The 13216-nt window shown below is 62.2% G+C and carries 9 protein-coding genes; 1 reads left to right on the top strand and 8 read right to left on the bottom strand.

Features of this window, described 5'->3' with window-relative positions:
* Nucleotides 1-29: 29 nt before the first annotated feature.
* From sigX to ppsA, 7 genes are all read right to left on the bottom strand, one after another.
* A complete protein-coding gene (gene sigX / locus GIB19_RS18115; RefSeq protein WP_033694384.1) occupies nucleotides 30-596 on the bottom strand; it encodes an RNA polymerase sigma factor SigX in 567 nt (188 codons plus the stop codon).
* A gap of 113 nt (nucleotides 597-709) precedes the next feature.
* Nucleotides 710-1534, bottom strand: a complete 825-nt coding sequence (locus GIB19_RS18110; RefSeq protein ID WP_274887423.1) for a mechanosensitive ion channel family protein — start codon at nucleotides 1532-1534, stop codon at nucleotides 710-712.
* A gap of 2 nt (nucleotides 1535-1536) precedes the next feature.
* The gene (locus tag GIB19_RS18105; RefSeq protein ID WP_027596673.1) at nucleotides 1537-1800 is read right to left on the bottom strand and encodes a hypothetical protein; all 264 of its coding nucleotides are present in this window, start codon (nucleotides 1798-1800) and stop codon (nucleotides 1537-1539) included.
* A 73-nt stretch (nucleotides 1801-1873) separates the two neighbouring features.
* Nucleotides 1874-2869, bottom strand: a complete 996-nt coding sequence (locus GIB19_RS18100) for a zinc transporter ZntB (RefSeq protein WP_274887422.1) — start codon at nucleotides 2867-2869, stop codon at nucleotides 1874-1876.
* 27 nt (nucleotides 2870-2896) lie between these two features.
* The gene (gene rraA / locus GIB19_RS18095) at nucleotides 2897-3388 is read right to left on the bottom strand and encodes a ribonuclease E activity regulator RraA (protein ID WP_274887421.1); all 492 of its coding nucleotides are present in this window, start codon (nucleotides 3386-3388) and stop codon (nucleotides 2897-2899) included.
* Between the two features lie 214 nt (nucleotides 3389-3602).
* Entirely contained in the window at nucleotides 3603-4595 is a 993-nt protein-coding gene (locus tag GIB19_RS18090) for an alpha/beta fold hydrolase (protein ID WP_274887420.1), read from the bottom strand.
* A gap of 102 nt (nucleotides 4596-4697) precedes the next feature.
* Nucleotides 4698-7073 carry a phosphoenolpyruvate synthase gene (ppsA, locus tag GIB19_RS18085; protein ID WP_265969985.1) on the bottom strand — a complete coding sequence of 792 codons (2376 nt, stop codon included), beginning with the start codon at nucleotides 7071-7073 and terminating at the stop codon, nucleotides 4698-4700.
* 177 nt (nucleotides 7074-7250) lie between these two features.
* On the opposite strand from ppsA, the gene ppsR reads away from it, so the two are divergent.
* Complete coding sequence (gene ppsR, locus GIB19_RS18080) at nucleotides 7251-8069, top strand: posphoenolpyruvate synthetase regulatory kinase/phosphorylase PpsR (protein WP_027596678.1); 819 nt, start codon at nucleotides 7251-7253, stop codon at nucleotides 8067-8069.
* Nucleotides 8070-8257: 188 nt separating this feature from the next.
* Here the strand turns inward: ppsR and GIB19_RS18075 are convergent, their stop codons facing one another.
* On the bottom strand, nucleotides 8258-13141 hold the full coding sequence (locus tag GIB19_RS18075) for an NAD-glutamate dehydrogenase (RefSeq protein WP_274887418.1): 4884 nt from the start codon (nucleotides 13139-13141) through the stop codon (nucleotides 8258-8260).
* Nucleotides 13142-13216 lie beyond the last annotated feature (75 nt).

Here is a 13216-nt window from a genome sequence, read left to right as displayed (position 1 = left end):
GCCGATTCGTTAGAGATTATTGCACGCGCTTAAGTTTCATCCAGCCCGTGAAATTTCTCTCGAAGCTTGTCTAGCGCGCGCTTGTAACGCATTTTCGTCGCGCTCAGGCCCATGTGCATGATATCCGCGATTTCCTGAAATTCCAGCTCTGCGACAAATCGCAGCACCAGGATTTCCCGATCGATCGGGTTCACATGCACGAGCCATTTGTCCAGCCCGCCTTTTTCTTCGGGTTTGGGTGCCTTGTCTTCGGACGCCTCTTCAATAGGGTCCAGACTCAAGGCATCCATCAACCGACGTTTGCGTCGCTCCTTGCGGTACTGGGTAATGCACTCGTTGTAGGTGATGCTGTAGAGCCAGGTTTTGAACTTCGATTTACCTTCGAAGTTCTTCAGCCCGTACAGCACTTTCAGCATCACTTCCTGACAGACATCGTCGGCATCCCGGTCGTTCCCCAAATAACGTGCACAGACGTTGAACAGGGTCCGCTGGTAGCGCCGCATGAGCTCCTCATAGGCGCGGGTAACGTGGTACAGCTCCTCATGCGAACGCGCCACCAACTCTTCGTCGGTGAGCTCGCGGGGGTCATAACGCATGGGCGGCGAATGAACTTTATTCAAAACGGATCTGGCCGACAGTCAGGTCAATGTCGCCGCTCGACCCCGTGGGGTCGATTTCGCGGCGGCATACATTAACAGCTTTTGTGCGGTTAGCGGCTATTGACACGCTGCTCAAGCAACACGCGGTTAGACAGCGACACCAGTTCGCCATCATCGGTCAACAGCGTCGTCTTCACCGTGCCGATTTCCTCGATATGCCCTTCGACCTCTCCAATCCGCACCTGCTGGCCGACTTGGTACAGCTCGCGCACGTAGATGCCGGCCAGAATTTGCCCAGCGATTTCGCGGCTGCCGAGGCCCATGGCCAAGGCAACGGCCAGACCAACGGTAATCAGCCCGATGACGATCACGTGGTTCAGCAGGTCGGTCTTGACCTCGAGCTGGCTGATGGCCACCGAGATGCTGATGATGATCACCAGGCCTTGGGTGATACGCCCAATACCGGCGGAATACTCAAGGCCAATGCCTTCGGCTGCACCGCGCACCAGGCCATTAGCCACCTGCGCCAGCAGCACGCCGGCCAGCAACACCAACGCCGCGCCGAACACCTTAGGCAGGTACAGGGCAAGCATGTCGAGGGTCGCCGACACCCGCTCAAGGCCCAGCGATTCAGCGGCCGAGACGAGGAAGATCAGCAACACGAACCAGTAGACGATCTTGCCGATCAGGGTCGATATCGGCATCTGAATGCCACCCCGGCTCAACATCTTGGTCAGCCCGGTGCCGGCCATCAGGCGGTCCAGGCCAAGCTTGGCGAGCAATTTGGAGAGCAGCGCATCGAGCAGCTTGGCCACCACGAAACCGAGCAGCACCACCACCAGCGCGCCGAACAGGTTAGGGATGAAGTTCGCCACCTTGGTCCAAAGGGCCGTCATGGCAGTGACCAGGCTTTGGGTCCAGAGATCCAGTTCCATATTCAATCGGCCTTATCTGCTTTGCTGCCGCTGGCAGCGTTGCGGGTAGAGTTTCTACGCACGGGCGCAACATGCGCCGAGCCATTGTTGACGGCAATCAGCAGCGCCTGGCTCCAACGGCCAAGCAGGCTGAACAGATCACCCGCACCGACCTGGCGGTTGGCGGTTTTCAGCACACGACCCAAGCAGGCGGCGTCATCTCGGTCCTGGCCGGACGGTGACGCCTTGAGCAGGTCGCGCAGGGATTCTTCAAACGGATCGTGCATGGGCACCTCGCGCAGTATCAGCAAGAGACGAGATGGCACAGCGATGGGTCACACAGTACAGGTCAATAGCCATTCACACCCACCGCAACCGCCGGAACAGCCACCACTGCCCCACCGCCAAGCCCAGCACCAGCAGGCTGGCGAACAGGAAGCCATACGGGCTGTTCGACCCCGGAATACCGCCGACGTTGATGCCGAGCAGCCCGGTGACGAAGCTCATGGGCAGGAAAATACAGGTGATGATGCCGAAGCGGTACATGGTCCGGTTCATCCGCTCGCTGCGGCGCCGGTCCTCGCTCTCAAGCACCAGCGCGGCCCGCTCGCGGGTCAGCTCGAGCTCTTCGAGGTAGCGGATCAGGCTGTTGTTCAACTCGTTCCAGTAGTCGGCATCGGCATCGGCAAACCAGCTCCACTTGCTGCGTGACAGCTGGGCGTAGATTTCACGCTGCGGCGCCAGAAAACGCCGCAGGCCAGCGGCCCGACGGCGGATCTGCTGCAGGCTGCCCTGCTCTGGAGTGTACCGTTCGTCGGATTCGACCTTTTCTTCTTCGAGATCGACCAGTTCGGACAGGTCGCTGACCAGGCCCTGGACCTTTTCGGTCAGCAGTTCCCCCATCAACAGCAACAACTCGGAAGCCGACTTAGGCCCCCTGCCCTCGCTGAGCAACCGCAGAATTTCGTCGCTGGCCCGCAGCGGCCGCAGGCGCAGCGAGATGACCCGCTGCGCCTCGGCGAAAATGCGTACCGAAACCATGTCTTCAGGCTCGGCGCCCGGGTTGAGGTTGACCCCGCGCAAAAACAGCAACAACTGTTCATCCACCAGCGGCAGCAAGCGCGGCCGGGTGTTTTCTTCCAGCAGCAAATCGCAGGCAAACTCGCTCAGGCCGCTGTCGCGCAGCAGCCAGGTACGGGTTTGCGGGTGGCTGCGGTCCCAGTGCAGCCAGAGGCTTTCCTGGGGGTGCAGTTGCAGGTCGTCCAGTTCGGTACGGGCAATTGAGCGCGCGCCGCCTTTGCCATCGAGCACCAGGGCATGCACCAGCCCCCACTGCGCGTTGTCTTCCTCGAACATCAAAGCTCCATCAGCGCGTGCGGCGCATCACTCCGGCATTTTCAGCGGGCTTGGCGAGACCAGCACGCCATTGTTGTCGGCATATACGTATTCACCCGAGCGGAAGGTCACGCCGGCGAAGGTCACTGGCACGCCGAGCTCGCCGATGCCGCGCTTGTTGCTCTTCTTCGGGTGGCTGGCCAGGGCCTGCACGCCGACGTCGGTCTGGATCAGGATGTCCACGTCGCGTACGCAGCCGTAGATCACCAAGCCTTCCCAGCCATTTTTGGCAGCCTTCTCGGCCAGCATGTCGCCCAGCAGCGCACAGCGCAGCGAACCGCCGCCGTCGACCACCAGCACCTTGCCCTTGCCGTCGAGATCGACCTGCTCCTTGACCAGCGAGTTGTCTTCGAAGCATTTGAGGGTGACGATTTGGCCGCCGAACGAATCGCGGCCGCCGAAGTTGCTGAACATGGGTTCGAGCACCTGGACCAGGTCAGGGTAGGCGTCGCAGAGGTCGGGCGTTACGTAATGCTGCATGGGAAGCTCCTGTCAGTCACAACGAAAGCGGGTGTGGGCCAAGGCTACACCGGAGAGGCTGTCGCAGTCATCCAGGACTGAGTGGTCAGCTTGTGCCTGTACCGGCCCTTTCGCGGGCAAGCCCGCGCCTACAGGAATACCACTGGCCTAGGAGCTGCGGTGATCCTGTGGGAGCGGGCTTGCCCGCGAAAGGGCCAGTAAAGGCCGCACAGAATCAGCTGGCCAACACAGGCTCCGCCATCACAATCGAAGCATGCACGGGCACCAAGGGGTCCCTCAACCAGCGCTCCACCAACGGCCAGACCTGAGCCTGGGCCGCCTTGCTGACCAGCATGTCGACATGCCCGAACGCCTCGAAACCTTCCTCGCGCCCCAGCCGCAGAAACTGCTTGCGCGCCCCGCCCAACTGCTCGAACAGCTTGCGGCAAGCCCATACAGGGTCCTGGAAGTCGCCAGCGCCGGCCACGGCCAGCACCGGCACATCGACCCGCGCAAGCCCAACCCACCAATCATTGTCCTTGTCGCCAAAGCGCCCGAACAGGCCATGCCAGCGCATGCTTTCGAGGGCCAGGCCGATCGGCTCGTCCTCGGGGCCACGCTTTAAGCGCTGCCCCGGAATCTGCCGCCAGCGCTTGAGCAAAAACTTCGCCCCCCATACTACCGGCGGCACTTTCAAGGGCCAGTACACGCGGCTGACCTGGGTGCCGAAGAACGCCGCGCTGGCAACTTGCTCAGGTGGCAAATACCCGCCACCCAGTGCGGCGGCCAGGGTGGTACCGCCCAGGGAATGGCCAACCCAGTGCGGCGCCTGGCCGGCCTGCTCCTGAACGAATGCAGCAATCAAGGGCAAGTCATCGCGGGCATAGTCGGCGACACGGTTGTGCTGCCACTGGCGATTGCGCGGCGACAGGCCATGGCCACGCATTTCTGGGATCCACACATCAAAACCTGCGCGGGCGAGAAACGCACCCAGGCCGATGCCTTTGGGCGAATACCAGAAGCGGCGGTTGGAGAAACTGCCGTGCAGAAGAATGACCGGTACGCCCTGGGCGCCTGGCTGGTCAGCCAACCCAAGGCGGGTCACGGCCAGCTCGACGCTCGGGTCGGGGCTGTTGCCAGCCTTGATCCGGTACACATCCTCGCTCAGGTCGCCTCGGCGCTCTGCGCTGAGCAAGGCCACGGGAAATAAAGTGCTGCTGCTATGCATAAGGTTGCTTGGTGCACAAAAAAGGGCGGGAACCATTACTGGAACTCGCCCTGGATAAAACCAGGCGGGAGCGCGCCAGACGCGCCCCCGCAATTCACTGCATCAGGCTGCGCCCTGGCCCTCGGCCAGGAAGAACCAAGTCTCGAGCACCGAGTCCGGGTTCAGCGACACGCTTTCGATGCCCTGCTCCATCAGCCATTTGGCCAGGTCTGGGTGGTCCGATGGGCCCTGGCCGCAGATGCCGATGTACTTGCCGGCCTTGTTGCACGCCTGGATGGCGTTGGCCAGCAGCTTCTTGACGGCAGGGTTACGCTCATCGAACAGGTGCGCAATGATACCCGAGTCACGGTCCAGGCCCAGGGTCAGCTGGGTCAGGTCGTTGGAGCCGATCGAGAAGCCGTCGAAGTATTCCAGGAACTCTTCGGCCAGAATCGCGTTGGACGGCAGCTCGCACATCATGATCACGCGCAGGCCATTGTCGCCGCGGGCCAGGCCGTTTTCGGCCAACAGGTCGATGACCTGGCTGGCTTCGCCCAAGGTGCGCACGAACGGCACCATGATTTCGACGTTGGTCAGGCCCATTTCGTTGCGCACGCGCTTAAGCGCGCGGCATTCGAGCTCGAAGCAGTCACGGAACGATTCGCTGATGTAACGCGAAGCGCCACGGAAGCCCAGCATCGGGTTTTCTTCTTCCGGCTCGTACAGCTTGCCGCCGATCAGGTTGGCGTATTCGTTGGACTTGAAGTCCGACAGGCGCACGATGACCTTCTTCGGGTAGAAGGCTGCCGCCAGGGTGCTGATGCCTTCGACCAGCTTCTCGACATAGAAGCCGACCGGGTCGTCGTAACCGGCGATGCGCTTGTCGACGCTGTCCTTGAGCTCTGCCGGCAGGCCGGCATAGTTCAGCAGCGCCTTGGGGTGCACGCCGATCATGCGGTTGATGATGAACTCCAGGCGCGCCAGGCCGACACCGGCGTTGGGCAGCTGGGCGAAGTCGAAGGCACGGTCCGGGTTGCCGACGTTCATCATGATCTTGAACGGCAGGTCCGGCATGGCGTCGACCGAGTTCTGCTTGATGTCGAAGCCCAGCTCGCCTTCGAAGATGAAGCCGGTGTCGCCTTCGGCGCAGGAGACAGTCACGCCCTGGCCGTCCTTGAGCAGTTGGGTGGCGTTTCCGCAACCGACAACGGCCGGAATACCCAGCTCACGGGCAATGATCGCCGCGTGGCAGGTACGCCCGCCACGGTTGGTGACGATGGCGCTGGCGCGCTTCATGACCGGTTCCCAGTCCGGGTCGGTCATGTCGGAGACCAGCACGTCGCCCGGCTGGACCTTGTCCATTTCCGACACGTCGTTGATCACGCGGACCTTGCCGGCGCCGATGCGCTGGCCGATGGCGCGGCCTTCGACCAGTACGGTGCCTTTCTCTTTGAGCAGGTAGCGTTCCATGACATTGGCGCTGGAACGGCTTTTTACTGTTTCAGGGCGGGCCTGAACGATGTACAGCTTGCCGTCGTCACCGTCTTTGGCCCACTCGATGTCCATCGGGCGCTGATAGTGCTGCTCGATGATCATGGCCTGCTTGGCCAGTTCGTTGACTTCGGCGTCGCTCAGGCAGAAGCGGGCGCGTTCGGCGCGGTCGACTTCGACGGTCTTGACCGAACGACCGGCCTTGGCCTCGTCGCCGTAGATCATCTTGATCGCCTTGCTGCCCAAGTTGCGGCGCAGAATGGCCGGGCGGCCGGCCTGCAAGGTTTGCTTGTGTACGTAGAACTCGTCAGGGTTGACCGCACCCTGCACGACGGTTTCACCCAGGCCATAGGCGCCGGTGATGAACACCACGTCGCGGAAGCCCGACTCGGTGTCGAGGGTGAACATCACACCGGCGGTGCCGGTCTCGGAGCGGACCATGCGCTGCACGCCGGCCGACAGGGCCACCAGCTTGTGGTCGAAGCCCTGGTGCACGCGGTAGGCAATGGCGCGGTCGTTGAACAGCGAGGCGAACACTTCCTTGGCCGCGCGGATCACGTTGTCGACGCCGCGGATGTTGAGGAAGGTTTCTTGCTGACCGGCAAACGAGGCGTCCGGCAGGTCTTCGGCGGTGGCCGAAGAACGCACGGCAACGGCCATGTTGTCGTTGCCAGCGGCCATTTCGGCGAAGGCCGTACGGATTTCCGCATCCAGACGCGCCGGGAATTCAGCTTCCATGACCCACTGGCGAATCTGCGCGCCGGTTTTGGTCAGGGCGTTGATGTCATCCACGTCCAGCGCATCGAGTGCGGCATGGATCCGGTCGTTGAGACCACTCTGTTCGAGAAAATCGCGGTACGCCTGCGCCGTAGTGGCAAAGCCGCCCGGCACCGATACACCAGCACCCGCAAGGTTGCTGATCATCTCGCCCAGGGATGCGTTCTTGCCCCCCACATGCTCCACATCATGGACGCCGAGCTTATCGAGGGAAACTACGTACTCTACCAAGGTGATCTCTCCACTAACTGTGTTGGAAAAGCTCAAAGGCGCCCGCCTGTCTGCTTTGACTTGGCCGGGCGTTTGTGGCCTGTACCTGGAAAATAAGTGAGAATGCCGACAGCCGCATTCGGCAAACCGAACTTATCATATCCAAGAAACGTCATCAGCTTAAGGCCCAGGGTGCAAATGAAAAGAACCGCGTTCTTCATCTCCGACGGCACCGGCATCACCGCCGAGACCCTGGGGCAAAGCTTGCTCGCTCAATTCGAAAGCATTCCGTTCAACAAATTCACCCGTCCCTACATCGATACGCCGGACAAAGCGCGCACCATGGTGCAGCAAATCAACGCTGCCGCCGAGCGCGATGGTGTGCGCCCGATCATCTTCGACACCATCGTCAATCAGGACATCCGCGAGATCCTGGCGACCTCGAATGGCTTCATGATCGACATCTTTTCGTCGTTTTTATCCCCGCTCGAGCAAGAATTGACCGCCCATTCGTCGTATTCCGTCGGCAAATCCCACTCGATTGGCGGCAACTCCAACTACATGGAGCGTATCGAGGCGGTCAACTTCGCCCTGGACAACGATGATGGCGCGCGCACGCACTACTACGACAAGGCCGACCTGATTCTGGTCGGCGTCTCGCGCTGCGGCAAGACGCCAACCTGCCTGTACATGGCCATGCAATTCGGTATTCGTGCGGCCAACTACCCGCTGACCGAAGATGACATGGAGCGTCTGCAACTGCCGGCGGTGCTGAAAAAGCACCACAGCAAGCTGTTTGGCCTGACCATCGACCCGGACCGCCTGACGGCCATCCGCCACGAGCGCAAGCCCAACAGCCGCTATTCCAGCTTTGCCCAGTGCGAGTTCGAGGTGCGCGAGGTAGAGAGCCTGTTCCGGCGGGAGAACATTCCCAATATCAATTCCACGCATTTTTCGGTGGAAGAGATTTCGGCAAAGATTCTGGTGGAGAAAGGCGTGGAGCGGCGGTTCAAGTAAGCCTGTAGGAGCGGCCTTGTGTCGCGAAAGGGGTGCGAAGCGCCCCCACGATTTGCGCATCAGGCTGATATTGCCGGGGCCGCTATGCGGCCCTTTCGCGACACAAGGCCGCTCCTACAGGGACCGCGATCACCTGCTAGGTGGGACAATTACAAATAGAAAGCCCCGGCATCGCTGCCGGGGCTTTTTCATTTCAGACCACCGATCAAGGACGGCACCACCACCGCCTGCCCGCTCATGGCCAGGTCGACCAGCTCGCGGTTGGCCACCGCGTACATCGCATAGTCAGTCCCGGTGGCATTGCGCAGGTCATCCAGCATCGCGCGCCAGCGCTCGACCATCACCCGGTGCTGCTCGGCCCACAGCGCCACACGGGCATCCATGTCCTGCGGTGCATCGACCATTTGCAGCACAGAAATGGTGATCGCCCGCTGCTGCAGGTCGATATCGTCGCGGAACGCCTCGCGGGCCAAGGCCTGCCAGTTGTTTTCCACCGGCAGGTTGCTGATCTCCTGCAGGTACCAGGTCAGGTCTAGCGAGCTGCCCACGGCGAAGAACGCCTTGGCCACCTGCGCCGGGTCATGGCCGGTCACATCCGCCGCCTCGATGATCGGCAACAAGGTGTACAGGTGGCTGGTACCGGCCACCATGCGCGCCAGCAGCTCCGGCACACCGGCGTCGACGAAGCCCTGGTAGCGCACCATCCAGCGCTCGCGGGTCGGGCCTTCCAGCAGTTCGTCGAGCTTGAGCCCCAGTTGCGCGATTTTCGGCCCGAAATGCGCGGTATCACGCCCGGCATCCTGCTCGTTGCGGCGGCTGCGCAGGAACCAGCGCGTGGCACGGCGGCCCAGGCGCATCAACTCGTCCATCAGGGTCAGCTGGATTTCGGCCGGCACCTGATAGTCCAGCGCTTCGATCTGACGGAACCAGTGCGGCAGGTGGAAGATGTCGCGCACGATCACATAGGCGCCCGCCACGTTGGCCGGGCTCATGCCGGTCGATTCCTTCAGGCGCTGGACGAAGGTGATGCCCATGTTGTTGACCAGGTCGTTGGCGATCTGGGTGCTGACGATCTCGCGTTTCAGGCGATGACGGCGCATGGACTCGGCAAACTTGCTGACCAGTGACGGCGGGAACGCGGTCTCCATGTCGCGGGTCAGGTAATCGTCGTCCGGCACCAGCGACTTCAGCAGTTGCTCCTTGAGGTCGATCTTGCTGTACGAGATCAGCACTGACAGCTCGGCACGGGTCAGGCCCTGGCCAGCCGCCAGGCGCTCGGCCAGTTGCTCTTCGGACGGCAGGAACTCGATGGCACGGTCGAGCTTGCCACGCCCTTCCAGGTCCGCCATCAGGCGCTTGTATTCGGCAATCCGCTCGCGGGCGCGGCGGGCCGCCAGGGACAACGCCTGGGTCTGCTTGTAGTTGTTGCCCAGCACCAGCGCGCCGACTTCTTCGGTCATGCTGCCGAGCAGCTGGTTGCGCTGCTTCTCGGTCATGTCGCCACCCTGCACCACTTCATTGAGCAGGATCTTGATATTGACCTCGTGGTCCGAGCAGTCCACGCCGCCGGCGTTGTCGATGAAGTCGGTGTTGGTCGCGCCGCCATTGAGGCCGAACTCGACGCGGCCAAGCTGGGTCATGCCCAGGTTGCCGCCCTCGCCCACCACCTTGCAGCGCAGCTCGTTGCCGTTGACGCGCAGGGCGTCGTTGGCCTTGTCGCCGACATCGGCGTGGCTCTCGCTGCTGGCCTTGACATAAGTGCCGATGCCGCCGTTCCACAGCAGGTCGACTGGCGCCTTGAGCAGTGCATTGAGCAGCTCGGTCGGGGTCAGGCGGTCGGCTTCGATGGCAAAGCGTTCTTTCATCTGCGGGCTGATGGCAATGCTCTTGGCACTGCGCGGGAAGATCCCGCCGCCTTCGGACATGATGCTGGTGTCGTAGTCGCTCCAGGCCGAACGCGGCAGGTCGAACAGGCGCTTGCGCTCGGCGAAGCTGTTGGCCGGCTCCGGGTTCGGGTCGATGAAGATGTGCAGGTGGTTGAACGCCGCCACCAGCTTGAGTTTGTCGGACATCAGCAAGCCATTGCCGAACACGTCGCCGGCCATGTCGCCGACGCCGATCACGGTAATCGGGTCTTCCTGCACGTTGATGCCGCGCTCGCGGAAGTGGCGCTGCACGCCCACCCAGGCACCACGGGCAGTGATGCCCATCTTCTTGTGGTCATAGCCGGCCGAGCCGCCCGAGGCAAAGGCGTCGCCCAGCCAGAAGCCGTAGTCGATGGCGATGCCGTTGGCGATGTCCGAGAACGTCGCGGTGCCCTTGTCGGCGGCCACCACCAGGTACGGATCGTCTTCATCGTGCCGCACCACGTTGGCCGGCGGCACCACGCCCCCGTCCTTGAGGTTGTCGGTGATGTCGAGCAGGCCAGAAATGAAGATGCGATAGCAGGCAATGCCTTCGGCAGCGATCTCGTCACGGCTGCCACCCAGGGGCAGGCGGCGCGGCAGGAAGCCGCCTTTGGCGCCGACTGGCACGATGACCGAGTTCTTCACCTGCTGGGCCTTGACCAGGCCGAGCACCTCGGTGCGGAAGTCTTCCTCGCGGTCCGACCAGCGCAGGCCGCCACGGGCGACGTTGCCGAAGCGCAGGTGCACACCTTCGACCCGTGGCGAATAAACGAAGATCTCGAACTTGGGTACCGGCTTTGGCAGCTCGGGGATCAGCTTGGGGTTGAACTTGAAGCTGAAGTACGACTTGTTCTGGCCGTTGGCATCGGGCTGGTAGAAGTTGGTGCGCAGGGTGGCCTTGATCAGGTCCAGGTAGCGACGCAGGATGCGGTCTTCGTTGAGCACCTGAACATCGTCCAGCGCCGCCAAGATCGCCTGCTCCAGACGCTGCTGCTTGTCGTCCAGGTCGTCTTGGGTCAGTTTGCGCGCCAGGTAGAAGCGGGTCTTGAACAACCGGGTCAGTTCACGGGCGATACCGGTGTGGTTGTTCAAGGTGCTGGCGATATAGCCCAGGTCGAAGCCCAGGCGGATCTGCTTGAGGTAACGGGCATACGCACGCAGCAGCGCCACATCGCGCCACGGCAGGCCGGCGGTCAGCACCAGGCGGTTGAAGGCGTCGTTCTCGGCATCGCCGCGGACGATGTGGATGAAGGCGTCCTGCAGGGTGTCGTTGAGCTGCTGGATATCCAGGCTCAGGCCTTCGCTGTAGGTGAAGGCGAAGTCATGGATCCAGTACTCACGGCCATTGGCGTGGCGCAGGCGATACGGGAACTCGCCAAGCACGCGCAAACCGAGGTTTTCCAGAATCGGCAAGACATCGGACAGCGCCAGCGGGGTGTCGGCGTGGTACAGCTTGCAATGCAGGGTACGCTCGCCGACCTGGGTCAGCGGCTGGTAGAAGCTCATGGCCAGCGGCTTGCTTTCAGACAGCCCCAGCACATGCTGCAGGTCGACCACGGCCGAGTGCGCCGCGAAGCGCTCGCGGTAGCCCGCCGGGAAGCCTTTGGGGAAGTCGGCCAGGATGTTGGTGCCTTGGGCTTCGCCGAAGTTTTCTACCACCAGGGTCGAGTAATCGTCCTGCCACGAGCGGCAAGCCTGGATCACTTCGTTTTCCAGCTGCTGCGGGTCGATGTCGATGCGGTTCTTCGGGTCGACCCGCAAAATCAGCTGCACGCGCGCCAGTACCGATTCGGAGAAGAAGGTCCAGAACTCGCAGTCGCTGGCTTTGAGGCGCTCCATCAGCACCTGCTGGATCTTCTGCCGCACTTCGGTGGAGTAGACCTCGCGCGGCACGTAGGCCAGGCAGTAGCAGAAGCGGCCGTAAGGGTCTTTGCGCAGGAACACGCGAATCTTGTTGCGCTCCTGGATCTGCACGATGGCCATGACCGTGCTGAACAGCTCGTCGATCGGGGTCTGGAACAGGTCGTCGCGCGGCAGCACTTCGAGCACCTGGGCCAGTTCCTTGCCCAAGTGGGCCTTGGGGTCGAAGCCCGAACGGCGCTCGACTTCGGCCACCTTGACCCGAATGTACGGGATGGCATGCACGCTCTCGCCATACACCGAGGAGGTGTACAAGCCCATGAAGCGGTGTTCCTTGACCACCTTGCCATCCGCGTCCAGCTGGCGGATCGACACGTAGTCCGGGTAGGCCGGGCGGTGCACGCGGCTGGGCAGCGCGGCCTTGGCGAAGGACAGCAGCAGCGGCTCGTTGAGGTAGGCTACGGCGTAATCTTCGATACGCAGCTCTTCAGGCGTCAGCCCCACGCGCAGGCGCCGTGGCAGGCCGAGGAACGACTGTTCGTCGTAGACCATCTGGCCGCCATCGCTGCCGCCCTGGACGGTGAATTCTTCGTAGCCGAGGAAGGTGAAATGGTTGTCCAGCAGCCACTCGAGAAACGCCTTCACCTCGCCTTTGTCATGCTGCGCCGGGCCGAACGCAGTCTGTTCCACCAGCGCCACGACTTCGCGCAGCTTGGCCTTCATCGGTTCGAAATCGGCGACCGCCACCCGCACTTCGGCCAGCACTTGTTCGATTTCACGGGCCAGCACCGTCAGTTCAGCGGCGTTGGCGCAGCGGTCGATCTCCAGGTACATCAGCGACTCATGGCGCACGCCTTCGCCGTGGGTACCCTTGGGCAGCAGCTCCAGCAGCTCGCCCTTGGCACCGCGGCGTACGCTCAGTACCGTGGTTTGCAGGGTGTGGATGCTGTAGCCCCGGCGGTTGAGCTCGGTGCGCACCGAGTCGACCAGGAAGGGCAGGTCGTGGTGCAGCACCTCGACCACGGTGTGGGTCGACTGCCAGCCGTTGCGTTCGTAATCAGGGTTGTACACCCGCACTTGAGGTTGTTCGGCGTCGAAGCGCTCGATGATGCGCCAGGCAGAAAGGGTACAGCCAGCCAGGTCGGAAAGCCTGCGCTGGGTGAGTTCGTCCATAGAGATGATGCCGAAGAACTGTTCGGCGAACAGCGCCACTTGTGGCAGTGCCTGTTCGCTGATGTGCTGCGCCAGAGCCGCTTGCAGTTGATGCTGGAAGTCGGCCTTGCTGGCTGCGGTGAAAAACGCCATCTGTGGTACTCCGCTTGGGCTTTGTAATAATTGAAGCGTCGCTCGCGTGCGCCGTGTACGGATCAACGATAGCCA

This window comes from Pseudomonas sp. ITEM 17296, assembly GCF_028895205.1.
In the GTDB taxonomy this organism is placed as follows: Bacteria; Pseudomonadota; Gammaproteobacteria; order Pseudomonadales; family Pseudomonadaceae; genus Aquipseudomonas; species Aquipseudomonas kermanshahensis.
This window is presented reverse-complemented; position numbering and strand designations above follow the sequence as displayed.

Bases quoted from the DNA above. Each gene is read 5' to 3' on its own strand.
- ppsR (WP_027596678.1), top strand. From the start codon at position 7,251: ATGAAAAGAACCGCGTTCTTCATCTCCGACGGCACCGGCATCACCGCC.
- GIB19_RS18105 (WP_027596673.1), bottom strand. From the start codon at position 1,800: ATGCACGATCCGTTTGAAGAATCCCTGCGCGACCTGCTCAAGGCGTCA.
- GIB19_RS18090 (WP_274887420.1), bottom strand. From the start codon at position 4,595: ATGCATAGCAGCAGCACTTTATTTCCCGTGGCCTTGCTCAGCGCAGAG.
- GIB19_RS18100 (WP_274887422.1), bottom strand. From the start codon at position 2,869: ATGTTCGAGGAAGACAACGCGCAGTGGGGGCTGGTGCATGCCCTGGTG.
- GIB19_RS18110 (WP_274887423.1), bottom strand. From the start codon at position 1,534: ATGGAACTGGATCTCTGGACCCAAAGCCTGGTCACTGCCATGACGGCC.
- sigX (WP_033694384.1), bottom strand. From the start codon at position 596: ATGCGTTATGACCCCCGCGAGCTCACCGACGAAGAGTTGGTGGCGCGT.
- GIB19_RS18075 (WP_274887418.1), bottom strand. From the start codon at position 13,141: ATGGCGTTTTTCACCGCAGCCAGCAAGGCCGACTTCCAGCATCAACTG.
- rraA (WP_274887421.1), bottom strand. From the start codon at position 3,388: ATGCAGCATTACGTAACGCCCGACCTCTGCGACGCCTACCCTGACCTG.